The following is a 17,936-nucleotide window of genomic DNA, read 5'->3' on the forward strand; positions in this document are numbered from 1 at the left end:
CAACAGAGGAGATCCGCTCCATGTCCGCACCCCGCACCGTCCTGCTCACCGGCGCCGCCGGGGGCGTCGGCACGCTGATGCGGGAGCTGCTGCCCCCGTACGGCTACGAGCTCCGCCTCCTCGATGTCGCCCCGGTGCCCGGGGCGCCGGACGCGATCGTCGCCGACCTTGCGGACCGGGCGGCGCTGCGCGAGGCGGTCAGGGGCGTCGACGCCATCGTGCACCTGGCGGGCATCTCCCTGGAGTCGAGCTTCGAGAAGATCATGGCCGCCAACATCGCCGGGACGCACCACCTCTACGAGGCCGCCCGCGAGGAGGGCGTCCGGCGCGTGGTGTTCGCCTCCAGCAACCACGCCGTCGGCTTCACCCGCCGCCCCCGCGAGGGCGAACCGCTCGTCCCGGTCGGCACCCCGCACCGCCCCGACACCTTCTACGGCCTCTCCAAGTGCTTCGGCGAGGACCTGGCGCAGCTCTACTGGGACCAGCACGGCATCGAGACCGTCTCCGTCCGCATCGGCTCCTGCTTCCCCGAGCCCACCTCGGTCCGCATGCTGTCGATGTGGCTCAGCCCCGCCGACTGCGCACGCCTCCTGCACGCCACGCTCACCGCTCCGGACGTCGGCCACACGGTGGTGTACGGCTCCTCCGCCAACACGCGCGCGTGGTGGGACCTCTCCACCGCGCGGGCGCTCGGCTTCGCACCGCAGGACGACTCGGAGGCGTACGCGGAGAAGCTCATCGCCGAGAAGGGCCTCCCGCCCGAGGGCAGCGCCGACGACCTCTACGTGGGCGGCCACTTCTGCGTGGACCCGCCCCGGTGGCCGCACTGACCGCGTACCGCGTGGACCCGCCCCGTGGCCGCACCGGCCGCGCCGACGGCACGGAGGCGGAGGTACGCAGGACCCGGCCGGACTGATACGGGGGAGCCGGCCGGGGCCCGGGTCACGGTGCGCGCTGGCAGACCGGACCCGCTCACCGTAGGCCCGGACGAAGATCATCGCGAGCCGCGGAACGCGGCAGCTGTCCGGATTGCGCGGCGGGTCGGCCCAGGGAGCGCGGACCGGCGCGCACCGCCCTCAGCCAGACCCGCGCAGGGTGCGGGACGGTGACTCGCCGAACTTCTCCCGGTAGCGCGCCGCGAACCGGCCCTGATGCCCGAAGCCCCAGCGCCAGGCCACCTCGCTGACGCTCACCTCGTCCGGCGCGGCGGCCCGCAGCTCCGCACGGACCCGGTCGAGACGGACCTCGCGCACGTACGCCATCGGTGACATCCCCACGTACTCCCGGAACGACTCCTGGAGGCGGCGCACGCTCACCCGGGCCAGGGCCGCCAGCTCGGTGGTCGTGAAGGGGTGCTCGGGGCGCTCCCGCACCGCGTCCATCACCCGCTTGACCGGGGCCGGACGGCGCGGCTCCGCCGGGTTGGCGAGCGCCTCCCGCCACGGGTGCTCGGCGGCGAGCAGCAACCCGTTGAGCAGCGCCTCCTGCAGGGGGCGCGCCACCAGCTCGTGCCGGGCGAGGCCGCCGCCGGCGAGCGCCTCCGCGGCGACCTGACGGGCGAAGCGGACCCAGCTCAGACCCGGCCCGCGGGTGATGTCCAGGCCGGGCGCGAAGACCAGCGGGCCCCGGGGCGGGCGGCCGATCAGCCGTTCGAGGCGGTCGCGCAGCTCGGCCGCCCCGACCTTCACCGACAACGTCCGGCAGTCCCCGCTCCAGCGGTCGAGGAAGGTGTCCCCCGCCGGGTCGAGGAGCAGCGCCTCCCCGGCCGTCGCCACGATCGGGGCCCCGCCCTGGCGCATCTCCATCCTGCCGCTGAGCGGCGCGTTCAGGTGGTAAGCGCCCAGCTCCCCGAAGCTCATCCGCACATCGGCCCCGCAGCTCAGGTCGCCGATGACCAACGGGCCGAGCTCGACGGTGTCGAACCGCGCCGCGAAGGGCCGCCGCTCCCGGTCGACGACGTCCATACGGCTCGCGTAGTAGCGGACGTCGAGCTCCTCGCGCGCCTCGTCCACGTCCCCCGTCCGGAAACGGCTCCCGTCCACCGTGTGTCCCCCCACCGGTCCCGGAGGCCCCTCCGCCCCCACTGCACCCATGGTCGAAAGAATATTCATATGCCGGATCCGACCGGGACGGGCGGGTAATCAAGGTGGCCGAACCCGGCGAGGGTAAGGGAACGGCAAAGGGGCCCGGATCGTTAGCCCTGGCATGACCGCTATGACCCCCGGCTCGAACATCCCTCTCACCGTCGCACGCGTGGCGGTGGACGTCGCCGCCCCGGTGCGGCTCGACGTCTCGGGCCTCCTGCTCGGCGCCGACGGCAAGGTGCGCTCGGACGACGACTTCATCTTCTACAACCAGCCGTCAGGACCCGGTGTCACCTACCGCTCCGGCGGCGGCTCCGCCCCCGACGCGATCCTCGTGGACACCGGCGCGCTCCCGCCCGGCATCGAGAGGATCGTCGTCACCGCGAGCCCGGACGCCGCGGGCCAGACCTTCCAGGGCATCGAGCCCACGGCGACCCTGCGCAACGCGGACGACGGCAGCGTCCTCGCCACCTTCACCCCGCCGCAGCTGGCCACCGAGACCGCGCTCGTGGTCGTCGAGATCTATCTGCGCAACGGCGCGTGGAAGGCCCGCGCCGTCGGCCAGGGCTACGCGAACGGGCTCGCGGGCATCGCGACGGACTTCGGCGTCTCCGTGGACGACACGCCCGCCGCCGCCCCGGCGGCCTCCGTCGCCCCGCCCGCCCCCGTCGCGCCCCCGGCCCCGCCCGCGCCGCCCGTCGCCCCGGTGGACCCCCGCGTCGCGGCCGCCACGCCGCCCGCTCGCCCGGCCGCCGCACCCGTCTCCACCGGCAAGATCAACCTCGACAAGGGCCGGGTCAGCCTCCAGAAGAACCAGACCGTGTCCCTGGTCAAGGGCGGCCGACCGCTGCTCTCCCAGGTCAAGATGGGCCTCGGCTGGGAGCCCGCCTACCGGGGCAAGGACATCGACCTGGACGCCTCCGTCATCGCGTACGGCCCCCAGCGCAACCACCTGGACAGCTGCTACTTCGGCAAGCTGACCATCCTGGGCGGCTCGGTCAAGCACTCCGGCGACAACCTCACGGGCGAGGGCGCGGGCGACGACGAGGTGATCGTCGTCGACCTCGGCCGGCTGCCGGCCGAGGCCACCGGTCTGGTCTTCACGGTCAACTCCTTCTCCGGCCAGAAGTTCACCGAGGTCGCCAAGGCCTACTGCCGGCTGATCGACGCGGCGACGGACGAGGAACTGGTCCGCTTCGACCTGACCACCGCGGAGCCGCAGACCGGCGTGATGATGGCCAAGCTGATCAAGCAGTTCTCCGGTGAGTGGGAGATGACGGCGCTGGGCGAGTTCGTGAAGTCCCGGACCGTCCGGGGCATGGTGAAGCCGGCCGCCCAGGCCCTCTGAGCGACCGGCCTCGGCCCGCGTGTCTAGAAGAGCGCGCTGTAGGCGTTGAGGGCGGGCTGGCCGCCGAGGTGGGCGTAGAGCACGGTCGAGTCCCGGCCGATCTCCCCCCGGTCCACCAGGTCGATCAGACCCGCCATCGACTTCCCCTCGTACACGGGATCGGTGACCATGCCCTCGGCGCGGGCGGCGAGCCGCATCGCGTCGAGGGTGGTTTCGTCCGGGACGCCGTACTCCCCGGCGTGGTAGCGCTCGTCCAGCTCGACGTCGGCAGCCGTCACCGGCCGCTCGACCCCGATGAGGGCGGCGGTGTCCCGGGCGATCCGGGTGATCTGCTCGTGCGTCGGACCGGGCTTCGCGGAGGCGTCGACGCCGATGATCCGGCGGGCCGGACCGCCCTCCTCGGCCAGCGCGGCGAAGCCCGCGACCATGCCGGCCTGGGTGGAGCCGGTCACCGAGCAGACCACCACGGTGTCGAAGAGGACGCCGAGCGCGCGTTCCTGCTCGGCCACCTCGTACGCCCAGTTCGCGAAGCCGAGGCCGCCGAGCCGGTGGTCGGAGGCGCCCGCCGGGATCGCGTACGGCGTCCCGCCGCTCTCCTCGACCTCCCGCAGGGCCTGCTCCCAGCTCTCCTTGAAGCCGATACCGAAACCGGCCCGGACAAGACGCACGTCGGCGCCCGCGAGGCGGCTGATCAGGATGTTGCCGACCTTGTCGTAGACGGGGTCGGGCCAGTCGACCCAGCTCTCCTGGACGAGGACGCAGCGCAGTCCGGCGCGGGCGGCGACGGCGGCGACCTGGCGGGTGTGGTTGGACTGGACGCCGCCGATGGAGACGAGGGTGTCGCAGCCCCGGGCGAGGGCGTCGGCGACCAGGTACTCCAGCTTGCGGGTCTTGTTCCCGCCGTACGCGATCCCGGAGTTGCAGTCCTCGCGCTTGGCCCAGAGGGTGGCGCCGCCGAGGTGGTGGGAGAGCCGTTCGAGCGGGTGGACCGGCGAGGGTCCGAAGAGGAGCGGGTAGCGGTCGAAGTCGGTGATCGGCAAGGCGGCTCCCGGTGGGTGACTGCTGCGTGGACGGCGTTCCCCGGGGCTACGGGGGCGGGGACATCGGCGACGGGGGTGCGGCGGGGCCGGGGATGCCCGTGACCTCGGCCACCTCGATGGCGTCGTCCGCGAGCTGTTCGAGCGCCGCCCAGATCTCCGTGGTGACCCGTACCGCCTCCGCCGCGTCGCCGGCCTCGCAGGCGTCGATGAGCCGGGCGTGCAGCTCGGCCGATCCGCAGCTTCCGGCGTCGCCGAAGAGCCGGCGCTCGACACGGCGGATCAGCGGGGTGTACCGCGCGATCGTGGCGGCCGCGGCGTGGTTGCCGCTGGCGATGACGAGGACCTCGTGGAGCTCGTCGTCGGCGCTCAGGGCGGTCTCCACGTCGGAGGCCCTGACGGCGGCCGCGAAGCGCTCGTTGGCCGCGCGCATGGCCCGGACGCCCTCGGGGCCGAGGAGGGGCACCCCGGTCCTGGCGGCGAGTTCGTGCATCACCCGCACCACCGAGGCGGCGTCCCTGACGATCCGGCTGACCGGCCGGGTGACCCGGGTGTAGCTCTGCGGCTTGGTCTCGACGAGCCCCTCGTCGCAGAGCCGGGCCAGGGCCTCGCGCACGGGGGCGCGCGAGAGCCCGAGCCGTTCGGCGACGTCGGCGTCCTTGAGCGGAGCGCCGGGGGCGAGGTCGCCGCGCACGATGGCCTCGCGCAGCGTCTCGTACGCCCGGTCACGCAGCAGGGTCCGGCCCACCGGCCGTAATGCGTCCATGGACTGACATGTTAGATGTCGGTCCATGGAACCGACCAGGGGTCAGCGACGCGGCTGGCGCCGCCAGGGGCCGGTGATCGCGACCATGATGCCCGGGTTCTGGATGCTGGCGAACAGCGTGTCGCCGTCGGGCGAGAAGGTGACCCCGGCGAACTCGCTGTCGTTGAGGTCGTTGCGGGCGATCGGGTAGGTGCGGCCCGAGTCGGTGGCGCCGAAGAGGTGCTGGACGCCCTCGCCGTCCTCGGCGATGACGAGCCCGCCGTACGGGGAGACGGTGATGTTGTCGGGGCCGTCGTAGGCGCCGTCCGCGGTTTCGTCGTCGGGAGTCGCGTTCACCCCGAGCAGTACCTTGAGGGTGAGGGTGCGGCGCTTGGGGTCGTAGAACCAGACCTGGCCGTCGTGCGCGGCGCCGGGGCTCTCCGCGCGCGCGTAGGAGGACACGACGTAGGCGCCGCCGTCGGCCCACCACATGCCCTCCAGCTTGCGGCCGCGGGTGACCCGGCCGTCCGTGAACTGCTTGCGCACGGGGGTGGTGCGGCCGTCGCGGTCGGGGACGTCGACCCAGTCCACGCCGTAGACGGTGCCGATCCGGCTCGCCCGCGACAGGTCGTCCACGAAGCGGCCCGCGGAGTCGATGCACTTGGCGGCCTGGAGCACACCGGCGTCGTCGGCGAGGGTACGGAGCTTGCCGCGGCCGTGCTCGAAGCCCTTCGGCGGCACCCAGCGGAAGAGCAGCCCGTTGGGGTTGGAGGCGTCCTCGGTGAGGTAGGCGTGGCCGCGCTTCGGGTCGATGACGACGGCCTCGTGGTCGTACCGGCCGAAGGCCTTGATCGGCTTCGGGTCGCGGTTGGCGCGGCGGTCGCGCGGGTCGACCTCGAAGACGTAGCCGTGGTCCTTGGTCATGCCGTTGACGCCGGCGCGGTCGGAGTTCTCCTCGCCGGTCAGCCAGGTGCCCCAGGCGGTGCTGCCGCCCGCGCAGTTGGTGGAGGTGCCGGCGATGCCGACCCATTCGGCGACGGTGCCGTCGCGGTGCACCTCGACGACCGTGCAGCCGCCGGCCGCGGCGGGGTCGTAGACGAGGCCCTCGGTGAGCGGGACGGGGTGGGCCCACTTGTCGCGGGTGCCCTTGAGCTCGTGGTTGTTGACCAGGTACGTGGTGCCCCGCGGCCCGGCGAAGGCGGCGGTGCCGTCGTGGTTGGACGGCGTGAACTCGCCGGACTCGAGCCGGGTCACACCGGTGCGGGTGACGACGCGGTAGGAGAACCCGGCGGGCAGGGCGAGGATCCCCTCGGGGTCGGCGACGAGCGGTCCGTAACCGAGCCGGTGGCCGTGGCCGTGCGCGTGGTCATGCCCGTGGTCGTGGCCGCCGTACGCCTCCATGTCGTCGGAGGCGAGCGCCTCGGGCGCGGTGGCGAGCGCGCCGACGACCCCGGTGAGGGCGAGCCCCGCACCGGCGACGGCGGACTGCTTGCTGAACTCTCTGCGGTTGAGGGGCATGGTGTGGCGTTCTCCCTGTGCTGGCCGGATGTCGCGGGTCACCTTCCCGCGCCGTCACGAACACCGCCTGAACGCCACGGGAACACCGCCGGGCACGAAAGCCGGGCACTGACCTCGGGCACGAAACGCCGGGCACGGAACCGGAGCACGAAACCCCCGGGCGCGGGCCCCGGCCCCGGCAGGACGCCCCGCCGACCCGACGCCGACGCCGCCGCCTACCGGCCCGACGCGCCTACTGACCCGCCCCGACCCGACCCGGCGTCCGCCCCGACCCGCCCTACCTACCCGGCCGTCAGGACCCCGACCTGGAGCGGGCCTTGAACGCCGCCTTGCGGGCCTCCTTGGCCGTGTTCTTGTCCCGGTGCAGGCGTCCCATCGCCTCCAGGACCTCCGCCGTCGCCGGGTGCTCCACCCGCCAGGCCCCCTCGAAGAAGCCGCTGTGGCGGCCGGTGAGGCCCTCGATCAGCTCCTGGAGCTCCTCCAGGTCGCCGTCCGCGTCGAGCTGGGCCGCGATCGTGTCGACCGCGAGCCAGAAGACCATCGACTCCGGCGGCGCGGGCACGTCCGTCGCGCCGCGCTCGGCGAGCCAGACCCGCGCCAGGCCGCCGAGTTCCGCGTCGTCGAGGACCTCCCGTACCGCGGGCTCCGCCTCCGGGCCGACCAGCGAGAGCGTCTGCTGGCAGTGGAGGCGGCGGAGCGGCGAGCCGGCGTCCGCGCCGCGCGCGGCGTGGAGCAGCTCCCGGGCCGCACCGAGCCCGTCGCGTCCGGCCAGCCACGCGGCGGTCTCCTCCCGCGCCGCGGCCTCCGGGTAGGCGGCGATCCCGTCGAGGAGCGCGTCGGCGCCCTTCTCCGCGAGGTCGCCGACGGCGGGCGCGTCCACACCGGCCTCCAGCAGCCTGGCCCGGACGCCGTAGAGGCCGAGCGGGGTGAGCCGGACCATGCCGTACCGGGTGACGTCCTCGTCGTCGACGGGCGGCGCGGGCTCCTCGCCCTCCTCGGCCATCAGGGCCTCGTCGACGGGCTGGTAGTCGACGAGACCGATCGGCTCCAGGAGCCGGAACTGCTCGTCGAGCCGCATCATCGCGTCCGAGACCTGCTCCAGAACGTCGTCGGTGGGTTCGCCCATGTCGTCGGGGACGACCATGGAGGCGGCGAGGGCGGGCAGCGGCACCGGCCCTTCGCCGGGTCCGGCCTCGCTGACGGTCAGCAGGTAGAGGTTGCCGAGGACGCCTTCGAGGAACTCGGCCTCCACCTCGGGGTCCCAGTCCAGCGACTCGATGTCGATCTCGCCGTCCTCGTCGAGGATCGCGTCCAGGTCGTCCAGGACGGGCGCGACCGCGTCGGCGAAGACCGTGTCGAAGCCCTCGAGCCAGAGCGCGAGGACGTCCTGGGGCGAACCGCCCGTGACGACCGCCAGGTTCTCGCCCGGCGCGGCCCGGCCCGCGGTGTCGCCCTCCTCGGCCTCCTGGCCGTCCTCCACGGCCACCAGACCGGTGTCGACGGCGAGCCGCCAGGCGTCGCCCGCCCACATCTCGGCGTCCTCGTCGTCGCCGAGGCCCAGGATTTCGACGGCCTCGGGCAGCTGCTCGTCGACGAGTTCGCCGCCCGCGTCGACCCGGGTGTCGGGTCCGGCCCAGCGGGCGAGCCGTACCGCGTGGGCGAGGAGGGGGGCGGCCAGGGCGTCCCGCGCCAGCTCCGCGTCCGCAAGGAGCCGAACGGGGGGAAGGGTGGGGTGCTCCGCTGACATCTCGGGGGTCTCCTCGGGGGGTGGGTGAAGGGGGCTCGAACAGCGGCTCTCAGCGTAGACGCATCCGGGGGGACGTCCGGCGGTTCACGGATCCGTCAGCCTTCGTACACCCGTCGACCCTTGACAAGTGGGGCGCTCTGCCAAGAGATTGACGCGCGTAGATGATTCTGCCGTTCCTCCAAGCACCCTCGGAGTCCCTGATGCCTTCCTCCATACCGAGATCTGCCGGCCGTACCGTGGCGCGATCCGCCGCGGTCTCCGCCGTCGTCGCCTCGGCCCTCGCCGCGGGTCTGCTCGGCGGTTCGTCGAGCGCCGCGGCCGAGGACGCCGCCGGTGTCCGCATCCACGACATCCAGGGCACGACCCGTGTCTCGCCCCTCGTCGGCAAGCAGGTCACCGGCGTGACGGGCATCGTCACCGGCGTCCGCACCTACGGCTCGCGCGGATTCTGGATCCAGGACCCCCAGGCCGACGCGGACCCGGCGACCAGCGAGGGTCTCTTCGTCTTCACCAGCTCCGTCCCGACGGTGGCCGTCGGTGACGCGGTCAGCCTGAACGCCACGGTCACCGAGTACGTCCCCGGTGGCCTGAACTCGGGCAACCAGTCGCTCACGCAGCTCTCGAAGCCGGTCGTCACCGTACTCTCGCAGGGCAACGCCGTCCCGGCCCCCGTGACGATCTCGGCCTGGTCCGTGCCCGACGCGTACGCCCCCGAGGGCGACCCGGCGGCCGGCGGCTCCGTCAACGGCCTCCCGCTGGACCCCGAGGCGTACGCCCTGGACTACTACGAGTCCCTCGAGGGCACCAACGTCCGGATCGGCTCCTCGCGCGTGGTCGGCGCCACCGACCCGTACGCGGAGCTGTGGGTGACGGTGAAGCCGTGGGAGAACCGCACCATGCGCGGCGGCACGGTCTACGGCTCGTACGAGTCGCAGAACACCGGGCGGCTCCAGATCCAGTCGCTGACCCCGCTCGCCCAGCAGCCGTTCCCCGAGGCGAACGTCGGTGACCGGCTGACCGGCACGACCGAGGGCCCGCTCGACTTCAACCAGTTCGGCGGCTACACGCTGACGGCCCGCACCCTCGGCACGGTCGTCGACCGGGGCCTGGAGCGCGAGACCACGGACCGGCAGCACAAGAACGAGCTGGCCGTGGCCACGTACAACGTGGAGAACCTCGACCCGAGCGACCCGCAGGAGAAGTTCGACGCGCTCGCGAAGGCGGTCGTCGACAACCTCGCCTCGCCGGACATCCTGGCCCTGGAGGAGATCCAGGACAACACCGGCGCCAAGAACGACGGCACGGTCGCCGCCGATCTGACGGTGAAGAAGTTCACGGACGCGATCGTGGCGGCCGGCGGCCCGGCCTACGAGTGGCGCTCGGTCGACCCGGAGAACAACAAGGACGGCGGCGAGCCCGGCGGCAACATCCGTCAGGTCTTCCTCTTCAACCCCGAGCGGGTCTCCTTCACGGACCGCGCGAGCGGCGACGCGACCACCGCCACCGCGGTGACGGGCCACAAGGGCCACGCCGCCCTGACCGTCTCGCCGGGCCGTATCGACCCGGCGAACACCGCCTGGGAGAGCAGCCGCAAGCCGCTCGCGGGGGAGTTCGTCTTCCGCGGCCGTACGGTCTTCGTCATCGCCAACCACTTCGGTTCGAAGGGCGGCGACGAGGGCCTGACCTCGCACCACCAGCCGCCGAACCGTTCCTCCGAGGCCAAGCGCCTGCTCCAGGCGCAGGCCGTGAACGCCTTCGTGAAGGACGTCGTCGCGCTGGAGAAGCAGGCCGACGTCCTCGTCGTGGGCGACATCAACGACTTCGAGTTCTCGGAGACGACGCGGGCGCTGACCGACGGCGGCGTGCTGTACCCGGCCGTGAAGTCGCTGCCGCGCGGCGAGCGCTACTCGTACGTCTACCAGGGCAACAGCCAGGTTCTCGACCAGATCCTGACCAGCCCCGGCGTGCGTCACTTCACGTACGACAGCGTGCACATCAACGCGGAGTTCGCCGACCAGGACAGCGACCACGACCCGCAGGTACTGCGCTTCCGCCCGTAGCGCGATCCGGCCGGTCAGGCGCCCGCGCTCAGGCTGAGCGCGGGCGTGTCCCGCCGCGTTCCCGGCGGGGCCGACGCGGCACCACCCTTCAGCTCCGCTTACCTCTCGAACCAAGCAGATCTAAGTGGACCTTCACCATCCGGTTCGGTCAGACTGCCGGGATGAGCACTGAACGCCCCTTCGGCCGCGCCCTGTGCGCCATGGTCACCCCGTTCACGCCCGACGGCGCACTCGACCTCGACGCGGCGGGGGACCTCGCCGTGCGGCTCGTCGCCGACGGCTGCGACGGCCTGGTCCTCAACGGCACCACGGGCGAGTCCCCGACCACCACCGACGCCGAGAAGGCCGCGCTCGTCCGGGCCGTCCGGGAGGCCGTGGGACCCGGACCCTCCGTCCTCACCGGCATCGGCACCGCCGACACCCGGCACACCGCCGAGCTTGCGCGCCAGGCCGAGCGGGCGGGGGCGGACGGACTGCTCGTCGTCACCCCCTACTACAGCCGCCCCCCGCAGGCGGCCGTCGAGGCGCACTTCCTGAAGGTGGCCGACGCCACCGGACTGCCGGTGATGGTCTACGACATCCCCGGCCGCACGGGCACCCGCGTCGAACCGGCGACGATGCGGCGCCTCGCGGAGCACCCGGGGATCGTGGCCGTGAAGGACTGCTCGTACGACCTGCTGGCCTCGGCCCGGCTGATCGCGGAGACCCCGCTCGCGTACTACTCGGGCTGTGAGGAGCTGAACCTGCCGCTGTACGCGGTCGGGGGCGCCGGCTACGTCAGCACGGTGGCCAACGTGGCGCCGCGTCAGCTCCGCGCCGTCCTGGACGCCTTCGACGCGGGCGACCCGGCGGAGGCCACCCGGCTCAACGCCCTGACCCTGCCGCTGGCCGAGCTGATGATGGCCTCGGGCCTGCCCGGCACGGTGACGGCGAAGGCGCTGCTCGGCGGACCGGTGCGCGAACCGCTGCAGCCCGCCGACCGGGAGACGGCCGACGGGCTGCGGGCGGCGCACGAGAGGCTGGTTCAGGCGGCGTCGGTGGTGTAGGTCCTGCCGAGGATCGCCGCGTGCTCCAGGACGTCCTCCAGCGGGTCGTCGATCTGCCCGGTATGGAGGAAGACGCTGGGGCCGTTGTTCACGGTGGGCCCGTTGCGGGTGTGTGTCTCGTCCGCGCGGGCCGCGCCGGCCTGGAGCAGCACCGCCACCACCGTGAGCACCCCGACGGCCGTGGGCTTGATCCTCATGTCGACTCCTCGCCTTGCCTGCGTGCAGGGACTCTGCGCCTGTCTAACGCCGACGGTGACGCAGAGTCACCGGGTCAGTTGTGGCTGTGGAGGATGTCGTTGAGTCCGCCCCAGACCGCGTTGTTCGGCCGGGCCTCGACGGCGCCGGTGACCGAGTTGCGGCGGAAGAGGATGTTCGAGGCGCCGGAGAGCTCGCGGGCCTTCACGATCTGGCCGTCGGGCATGGTGACCCGGGTGCCCGCGGTGACATACAGACCGGCCTCGACGACGCACTCGTCGCCGAGGGCGATGCCGACGCCCGCCTCGGCCCCGATCAGGCAGCGCTCGCCGATCGAGATGACGACGTTGCCGCCGCCCGACAGCGTGCCCATCGTGGAGGCGCCGCCGCCGATGTCGGAGCCGTCGCCGACGACGACACCCGCGGAGATCCGGCCCTCGACCATGGAGGTGCCGAGGGTGCCGGCGTTGAAGTTGACGAAGCCCTCGTGCATGACGGTGGTGCCGGCCGCGAGGTGGGCGCCGAGGCGGACCCGGTCCGCGTCGGCGACGCGGACACCGGCGGGCACGACGTAGTCGGTCATGCGCGGGAACTTGTCGATGCTCGTCACGGCGAGGTGCAGGCCCTCGGCGCGCGCGTTGAGCCGGACCTTCTCGATGTCGTCGACGGCGACCGGACCGAGCGAGGTCCAGGCGACGTTGGCGAGGAGGCCGAAGACGCCGTCCAGGCTCTGGCCGTGCGGCTTGACGAGGCGGTGGCTGAGCAGGTGCAGCCGCAGGTAGGCGTCGTGGGCGTCGAGCGGCTTCTCGTCGAGCGAACCGATGACGGTGCGGACGGCGACCACCTCGACGCCGCGGCGGGCGTCGACGCCGAGGGCCTTGGCGGCGCCTTCGCCGAGGGCGTTGACGGCCTCGTCGGGGGTGAGCCGCTCGGTACCGGCGGGGCCGGGCGCGTCGGTCAGCTCGGGGGCGGGGAACCAGGTGTCGAGAACGGTGCCGTCGCCGGCAAGGGTGGCGAGGCCGGCGGCGACGGCGCCGGTGGTGCGAGGAGCAGTGGTCATGACGGAAAACCTAACCGGCGGGGCCCCGCGCGGGCCAACCGGTCTCAGGTCCCGGTCAGCGCGTCGGCGGTTCCGACAGGCCACGGACCGGGGAGTTCGGTGGTTCGTTCAGGATCCGCGTCAGCATCACGCGCGTGTTCTCCTCGTCGTAGGCGCCGCCGGTGAGCAGGACCTGGAGGCAGACGCCGTCCATGAGGGCGACCAGGGCGCGGGCGGTGGCGGGGTCGGTGCGGCGGGTCAGGGCGGCGACGACGGACTCGGTCCACTCGGCGGCGACCGGCCGGAGCGCGGGGCGTCGCAGAGCGGTGAGGTACAGCTCGTACTCCAGCACGCGGGGCGCGTCCGCCGTCCGGCCACTCCCCCGTGAGGCGGGCGAGCGCGTCCGCGAGGTCGGTGTCCCGCGCGGCGAGGGCGGGGCTCTCGCGCAGCAGCCGCCCGAAGCCCTCGCCGGCCTTGTGGAGCGCGGCGACGAGGAGTTCGTCGAGGGAGGCGAAGCGGTACGTGGTCGAGCCGGGCGGCACGTCCGCCTCGGCGGCCGTGGTGCGGTGGCGTCACCGCCCTCCTCCACGTCGACCAGCGCCTGCGCGAGGGGGGAACCTGGGCCCGGGGCCGGCCGGACTCCTGTAGCGCCGGGAGACGCGAAACGGCCGTGCCCCGAAGGGCACGGCCGTCTCCACGTGACCGTGGATCAGACGTTGAAGCCGAGCGCGCGGAGCTGCTCGCGGCCGTCGTCCGTGATCTTGTCCGGGCCCCACGGGGGCATCCAGACCCAGTTGATCTTCAGTTCGTTGACGATGCCGTCCGTCGCGGACTTCGCCTGGTCCTCGATCACATCGGTCAGCGGGCAGGCCGCCGACGTCAGGGTCATGTCCAGCGTCGCGATGTTCGCGTCGTCGATGTGGATGCCGTAGATCAGGCCCAGGTTGACGACGTCGATGCCCAGCTCGGGGTCGACGACGTCGTACAGCGCCTCGCGGACTTCTTCCTCGGAGGCCGGCTTCATCGTGGCCTCGGCGTTCTCGGTCATGCCGACTTCCTCACAGACTTGTCGGAGTCTCCCAGCGCCTGGGCGGTCGCGTCCTTCCACGCCATCCAGCTGAGCAGCGCGCACTTCACACGGGCCGGGTACTTGGAGACTCCGGCGAACGCGACCGCGTCCTCCAGGATCTCCTCCATCGCGTCGTCCGGCTCGAGCCGGCCCTTGGACTGCATCAGCTCCAGGAAGGTGCCCTGGATCCTCTGCGCCTCGGCCAGCTCCTTGCCGACGAGCAGCTCGTTGAGGACGGACGCCGAGGCCTGGCTGATGGAACAGCCCTGACCCTCGTACGACACGTCCTCGATCCGCGAACCGTCGTACTTCACGCGGAGCGTGATCTCGTCGCCGCACGTCGGGTTGACGTGGTGCACCTCGGCGTCGCCGTCCCGAAGACCGCGCCCGTGGGGGTGCTTGTAGTGGTCCAGGATGACGTCCTGGTACATCGAATCCAGCTTCACGAGAATCCCCTACCCGAAGAAGTTCCGTACGTGCTCCAGGCCCGCGACCAAGGCGTCGACCTCACCCGGGGTGGAGTACAGATAGAACGACGCTCGCGTGGTCGCGGGAATTCCGTACCGCAGGCAGACCGGCCGCGCGCAGTGGTGGCCGACCCGGACCGCGATGCCCTCCTCGTCGAGGACCTGGCCCACGTCGTGCGGGTGGATGTCGCCGAGCGTGAAGGAGATCGCCGCGCCGCGGTCCTCGGCCGTGGTGGGGCCGATGATCCGCAGGTCCGGGACCTCCTGGAGGCGCCGGACGGCGTACTCGGTGATCGCGTGCTCGTGGCGCGCGATGTTCTCCATGCCGATCGCCGACAGGTAGTCCACGGCCGCGCCGAGGCCGACGGCCTGGGCGATCGGGGGCGTACCCGCCTCGAACTTGTGCGGGGCCGGCGCGTACGTCGAGGAGTGCATCGAGACGGTCTCGATCATCTCGCCGCCGCCCAGGAACGGCGGCAGGTCCTCCAGGAGCTCCTGCCGTCCCCACAGCACGCCGATGCCGGTCGGGCCGCACATCTTGTGGCCCGTGAAGGCCACGAAGTCGGCCTGGAGCGCCTGCACGTCCAGGACCATGTGCGGGGCCGCCTGCGAGGCGTCGATGCAGACGAGCGCACCGACCTCCTGGGCGCGGCGGATGATCGTCTCGACCGGGTTGATCGTGCCCAGCAGGTTCGACACCAGCGTGAACGAGACGATCTTGGTCTTCTCGGTGATGACCTCTTCGATGTTCGAGAGGTCGAGACGGCCGTCGTCGGTGAGGCCGAACCACTTCAGCTTCGCGCCCGTGCGCTGCGAGAGCAGCTGCCACGGCACGATGTTGGAGTGGTGCTCCATCTCCGTGATGGCGATCTCGGTCTCGTGGTCCACGCGGTAGGGCTCGTCGGCCCAGCCCAGCATGTTGGCCACGAGGTTGAGCGACTCCGAGGCGTTCTTGGTGAAGATCACCTCGTCGCGGCTCGGCGCGTTGATGAAGGCCGCGACCTTGTCACGGGCGCCTTCGTACAGCGCCGTCGCCTCCTCGGCGACCGTATAGACGCCGCGGTGGACGTTGGCGTTGTGACGCTCGTAGTACGTGTTGAGCGCGTCGAGGACCTGCCGCGGCTTCTGCGAGGTCGCCGCGGAGTCGAGGTACACGATCTTCTTGTTGTCGTGGACCACGCGATCCAGGAGCGGGAAGTCCTTGCGGATCGCCTCGGTGTCGAGGAGGCCGGAGAGCCCCTGATGGGCAGATGTCACGCGGATGCGCCACCCTTCGTGCTGTAGGCCTCGTAGCCCTCGTTCTCCAGCTTGTCGGCGAGCTCGGCGCCGCCGGACTCGACGATGCGGCCGCCGGAGAAGACGTGCACGAAGTCGGGCTTGATGTAGCGGAGGATCCGCGTGTAGTGCGTGATCAGCAGCGTGCCGACCTCACCGGTCTCGCGGACGCGGTTGACACCGTCGGAGACCTGACGCAGCGCGTCGACGTCCAGGCCGGAGTCGGTCTCGTCGAGGATCGCGATCTTCGGCTTGAGGAGCTCCATCTGGAGGATCTCGTGGCGCTTCTTCTCACCGCCGGAGAAGCCCTCGTTGACGTTGCGCTCGGCGAAGGCCGGGTCCATCTGGAGCTGCTCCATCGCGGACTTGACCTCCTTCACCCAGGTGCGCAGCTTGGGGGCCTCGCCGCGGATCGCCGTCGCCGACGTGCGCAGGAAGTTGGAGACCGAGACACCGGGGACCTCGACCGGGTACTGCATGGCCAGGAACATGCCGGCGCGGGCGCGCTCGTCGACCGACATCTCCAGGACGTCCTCGCCGTCGAGCGTGACGGTGCCACTGGTGATCGTGTACTTGGGGTGTCCGGCGATCGAGTACGCGAGGGTCGACTTGCCTGAGCCGTTGGGGCCCATGATGGCGTGGGTCTCGCCCTGCTTCACGGTCAGGTCGACGCCCTTGAGGATCTCCTTCGTGCCGTTCTCGGCTACGACGGAGACGTGCAGGTCGCGGATTTCAAGCGTTGCCATGGGTGACTCAGGACTCCTGGGTGACGGAGACGAGCACATCGTCCCCTTCGATCTTTACGGGGTATACGGGGACGGGGCGCGTCGCGGGAAGGCCGGAGGGCTTGCCGGTGCGCAGGTCGAAGCTCGACCCGTGCAGCCAGCACTCGATGGAGCAGTCCTCGACCTCGCCCTCCGAGAGGGAGACGTTCGCGTGCGAGCAGATGTCGTTGATCGCGTACACCTCGCCCTCGGTGTGCACGACCGACACCGGCGTGCCGTCGACCTCGACCCGCTTCGGGGTGTCGGCCTCCAGCTCGCTCAGCGCGCAGACTCGGACGAAGGCCATCAGACGGAGGCCTCCAGCTCGGCCTCGATCTTGGCGAGGAGGCGCTCCTGGACGTCCGGCAGACCGATCTGCTGGACCAGCTCCGCGAAGAAGCCGCGGACGACGAGGCGGCGGGCCTCGATCTCCGGGATGCCGCGGGACATCAGGTAGAAGAGCTGCTCGTCGTCGAAGCGGCCGGTGGCCGAGGCGTGACCGGCGCCGGCGATCTCGCCGGTCTCGATCTCCAGGTTCGGTACGGAGTCGACCCGGGCGCCGTCGGTGAGGACCAGGTTCCGGTTGAGCTCGTACGTGTCGGTGCCCTCGGCGGCGGCCTGGATGAGCACGTCACCGATCCAGACGGCGTGCGCGCCCTGGCCCTGCAGCGCGCCCTTGTACGCCACGTTGGACTTGCAGTGCGGGGTGTTGTGGTCGACCAGGAGGCGGTGCTCCTGGTGCTGCCCGGCGTCGGTGAAGTACAGGCCGAAGAGCTCGGCCTCGCCGCCGGGGGCCGCGTAGGCCACGCGCGGGTGGAGGCGGACGACGTCGCCGCCGAAGGTCACGATGACCGACTTGAAGGAGGCGTCGCGGCCGACCAGGGCGTTGTGCTGGGCGACGTGGACGGCCTTCTCGTCCCAGTCCTGGACGGAGACGACGGTCAGCTTGGCGCCGTCGCCGAGGACGTAGTCGACGTTGGCGGCGAGCACCGCGTCACCGGTGTGGTCGATGACCACGACGGCCTCGGCGAAGGCGCCGAGCTCGATCACCTGGTGGCCGAAGGCGACTCCGCCCTGGCCGTGCACGGCGATGCGGATCGGCTCGGTGAGGACGACCTCCTTGGCGACGGTGACGACCGAGGCCTTCTCGAAGGAGGAGTACGCCTGGGCGGCGACGCGGTCGACGGGCGTGCCGGCCTTGCCGAGGCGCGCGTCGTCACGGCCGACGGTCTCCACGGTGACGCCCTCGGGGGCCTCGACCTCGACCTTGACGCCCTCGCCCGAGACGACGGCGGTGCCGTCGTGGAGGCCGCGCAGGCGCTCGAGGGGGGTGAACCGCCACTCCTCCTCACGGCCGTGCGGGACGGGGAAGTCCGCGACGTCGAAGGACGGGGGCGCGCTCATGCGCGTGGCGACGGTGGAGTCAGCGGCCACCGCGATCGAGCCGGCGGTCGTGGAGCCCACCGGGATGTTCTGAGCCTCAGCCATGGCTGTCGTGTTGCTCTCTTCCTGCGTAAAAGAAATCAGTCACTGCGTTCGGTG

At 71.9% G+C, this 17,936-nt stretch carries 17 protein-coding genes and 1 pseudogene; 4 read left to right on the forward strand and 14 right to left on the reverse strand.

All coding sequences use genetic code 11. From position 1 onward, the window contains the following. Positions 1–20 precede the first annotated feature (20 nt). A complete protein-coding gene (locus ABZ567_RS00480) occupies positions 21–830 on the forward strand; it encodes an NAD(P)-dependent oxidoreductase (RefSeq protein WP_360782689.1) in 810 nt (269 codons plus the stop codon). A 246-nt stretch (positions 831–1,076) separates the two neighbouring features. Here ABZ567_RS00480 and ABZ567_RS00485 read toward each other — a convergent pair whose 3' ends face one another. After that, positions 1,077–2,042, reverse strand: a complete 966-nt coding sequence (locus ABZ567_RS00485) for an AraC family transcriptional regulator (protein ID WP_360782692.1) — start codon at positions 2,040–2,042, stop codon at positions 1,077–1,079. Positions 2,043–2,205: 163 nt separating this feature from the next. Between ABZ567_RS00485 and ABZ567_RS00490 the strand changes: the two genes are divergently transcribed. Beyond that, positions 2,206–3,432 (forward strand): TerD family protein, encoded by a 1,227-nt coding sequence (locus ABZ567_RS00490; RefSeq protein ID WP_360782695.1) that lies wholly within the window; start codon positions 2,206–2,208, stop codon positions 3,430–3,432. A gap of 23 nt (positions 3,433–3,455) precedes the next feature. Here the strand turns inward: ABZ567_RS00490 and ABZ567_RS00495 are convergent, their stop codons facing one another. The 4 genes from ABZ567_RS00495 to ABZ567_RS00510 all read right to left on the reverse strand — a co-directional run bounded on the left by ABZ567_RS00495 (position 3,456) and on the right by ABZ567_RS00510 (position 8,479). Then, complete coding sequence (locus ABZ567_RS00495) at positions 3,456–4,472, reverse strand: 1-aminocyclopropane-1-carboxylate deaminase (RefSeq protein WP_360782698.1); 1,017 nt, start codon at positions 4,470–4,472, stop codon at positions 3,456–3,458. A 46-nt stretch (positions 4,473–4,518) separates the two neighbouring features. Beyond that, a complete protein-coding gene (locus ABZ567_RS00500; protein WP_360782701.1) occupies positions 4,519–5,235 on the reverse strand; it encodes a GntR family transcriptional regulator in 717 nt (238 codons plus the stop codon). A 42-nt stretch (positions 5,236–5,277) separates the two neighbouring features. Next, positions 5,278–6,732: an alkaline phosphatase PhoX gene (locus ABZ567_RS00505; protein ID WP_360782703.1), complete on the reverse strand. Its 1,455-nt coding sequence runs from the start codon at positions 6,730–6,732 to the stop codon at positions 5,278–5,280. 292 nt (positions 6,733–7,024) lie between these two features. Next, positions 7,025–8,479 carry a hypothetical protein gene (locus tag ABZ567_RS00510; RefSeq protein ID WP_360782706.1) on the reverse strand — a complete coding sequence of 485 codons (1,455 nt, stop codon included), beginning with the start codon at positions 8,477–8,479 and terminating at the stop codon, positions 7,025–7,027. Positions 8,480–8,679: 200 nt separating this feature from the next. On the opposite strand from ABZ567_RS00510, the gene ABZ567_RS00515 reads away from it, so the two are divergent. Together ABZ567_RS00515 and dapA are read left to right on the forward strand one after the other, a co-directional pair. Beyond that, complete coding sequence (locus ABZ567_RS00515) at positions 8,680–10,539, forward strand: endonuclease/exonuclease/phosphatase family protein (RefSeq protein ID WP_360782708.1); 1,860 nt, start codon at positions 8,680–8,682, stop codon at positions 10,537–10,539. A gap of 161 nt (positions 10,540–10,700) precedes the next feature. Beyond that, a complete protein-coding gene (gene dapA, locus ABZ567_RS00520; RefSeq protein WP_360782711.1) occupies positions 10,701–11,585 on the forward strand; it encodes a 4-hydroxy-tetrahydrodipicolinate synthase in 885 nt (294 codons plus the stop codon). Here the strand turns inward: dapA and ABZ567_RS00525 are convergent. The 9 genes and pseudogenes from ABZ567_RS00525 to sufD all read right to left on the reverse strand — a co-directional run bounded on the left by ABZ567_RS00525 (position 11,564) and on the right by sufD (position 17,882). Beyond that, entirely contained in the window at positions 11,564–11,782 is a 219-nt protein-coding gene (locus ABZ567_RS00525; protein ID WP_360782714.1) for a hypothetical protein, read from the reverse strand. The two genes, dapA and ABZ567_RS00525, sit on opposite strands and share 22 nt — an antisense overlap. Before the next feature lie 74 nt (positions 11,783–11,856). Beyond that, positions 11,857–12,840: a 2,3,4,5-tetrahydropyridine-2,6-dicarboxylate N-succinyltransferase gene (gene dapD / locus ABZ567_RS00530; protein WP_360782717.1), complete on the reverse strand. Its 984-nt coding sequence runs from the start codon at positions 12,838–12,840 to the stop codon at positions 11,857–11,859. Positions 12,841–12,895: 55 nt separating this feature from the next. Beyond that, a pseudogene (locus tag ABZ567_RS00535) lies at positions 12,896–13,388 on the reverse strand (TetR family transcriptional regulator); the annotation flags it as partial. A gap of 140 nt (positions 13,389–13,528) precedes the next feature. Beyond that, positions 13,529–13,867, reverse strand: a complete 339-nt coding sequence (locus ABZ567_RS00540; protein WP_360782720.1) for a metal-sulfur cluster assembly factor — start codon at positions 13,865–13,867, stop codon at positions 13,529–13,531. Beyond that, positions 13,864–14,334: a Fe-S cluster assembly sulfur transfer protein SufU gene (sufU, locus tag ABZ567_RS00545; RefSeq protein WP_360782722.1), complete on the reverse strand. Its 471-nt coding sequence runs from the start codon at positions 14,332–14,334 to the stop codon at positions 13,864–13,866. Before sufU ends, ABZ567_RS00540 begins: the two co-directional genes overlap by 4 nt. Before the next feature lie 9 nt (positions 14,335–14,343). Further along, positions 14,344–15,612: a cysteine desulfurase gene (locus ABZ567_RS00550; protein WP_360782725.1), complete on the reverse strand. Its 1,269-nt coding sequence runs from the start codon at positions 15,610–15,612 to the stop codon at positions 14,344–14,346. Next, positions 15,609–16,376, reverse strand: coding sequence for a Fe-S cluster assembly ATPase SufC (gene sufC / locus ABZ567_RS00555; RefSeq protein WP_030205925.1), 768 nt, complete (start codon positions 16,374–16,376; stop codon positions 15,609–15,611). Before sufC ends, ABZ567_RS00550 begins: the two co-directional genes overlap by 4 nt. 7 nt (positions 16,377–16,383) lie before the next feature. Continuing rightward, the gene (locus ABZ567_RS00560) at positions 16,384–16,701 is read right to left on the reverse strand and encodes a bifunctional 3-phenylpropionate/cinnamic acid dioxygenase ferredoxin subunit (RefSeq protein WP_360782728.1); all 318 of its coding nucleotides are present in this window, start codon (positions 16,699–16,701) and stop codon (positions 16,384–16,386) included. After that, entirely contained in the window at positions 16,701–17,882 is a 1,182-nt protein-coding gene (gene sufD, locus ABZ567_RS00565) for a Fe-S cluster assembly protein SufD (RefSeq protein WP_360782731.1), read from the reverse strand. Before sufD ends, ABZ567_RS00560 begins: the two co-directional genes overlap by 1 nt. Positions 17,883–17,936 lie beyond the last annotated feature (54 nt).

The sequence above is a fragment of the Streptomyces sp. NPDC016459 genome, from assembly GCF_040632845.1.
GTDB lineage: Bacteria > Actinomycetota > Actinomycetes > Streptomycetales > Streptomycetaceae > Streptomyces.

Excerpts from the sequence above, each read along its gene's own strand:
- sufC (WP_030205925.1), bottom strand. The coding sequence starts at position 16,376 with ATGGCAACGCTTGAAATCCGCGACCTGCACGTCTCCGTCGTAGCCGAG.
- ABZ567_RS00490 (WP_360782695.1), top strand. The coding sequence starts at position 2,206 with ATGACCGCTATGACCCCCGGCTCGAACATCCCTCTCACCGTCGCACGC.
- ABZ567_RS00510 (WP_360782706.1), bottom strand. The coding sequence starts at position 8,479 with ATGTCAGCGGAGCACCCCACCCTTCCCCCCGTTCGGCTCCTTGCGGAC.
- ABZ567_RS00560 (WP_360782728.1), bottom strand. The coding sequence starts at position 16,701 with ATGGCCTTCGTCCGAGTCTGCGCGCTGAGCGAGCTGGAGGCCGACACC.
- ABZ567_RS00525 (WP_360782714.1), bottom strand. The coding sequence starts at position 11,782 with ATGAGGATCAAGCCCACGGCCGTCGGGGTGCTCACGGTGGTGGCGGTG.
- dapA (WP_360782711.1), top strand. The coding sequence starts at position 10,701 with ATGAGCACTGAACGCCCCTTCGGCCGCGCCCTGTGCGCCATGGTCACC.
- ABZ567_RS00500 (WP_360782701.1), bottom strand. The coding sequence starts at position 5,235 with ATGGACGCATTACGGCCGGTGGGCCGGACCCTGCTGCGTGACCGGGCG.
- ABZ567_RS00480 (WP_360782689.1), top strand. The coding sequence starts at position 21 with ATGTCCGCACCCCGCACCGTCCTGCTCACCGGCGCCGCCGGGGGCGTC.
- ABZ567_RS00515 (WP_360782708.1), top strand. The coding sequence starts at position 8,680 with ATGCCTTCCTCCATACCGAGATCTGCCGGCCGTACCGTGGCGCGATCC.
- ABZ567_RS00505 (WP_360782703.1), bottom strand. The coding sequence starts at position 6,732 with ATGCCCCTCAACCGCAGAGAGTTCAGCAAGCAGTCCGCCGTCGCCGGT.
- dapD (WP_360782717.1), bottom strand. The coding sequence starts at position 12,840 with ATGACCACTGCTCCTCGCACCACCGGCGCCGTCGCCGCCGGCCTCGCC.
- sufD (WP_360782731.1), bottom strand. The coding sequence starts at position 17,882 with ATGGCTGAGGCTCAGAACATCCCGGTGGGCTCCACGACCGCCGGCTCG.
- ABZ567_RS00540 (WP_360782720.1), bottom strand. The coding sequence starts at position 13,867 with ATGACCGAGAACGCCGAGGCCACGATGAAGCCGGCCTCCGAGGAAGAA.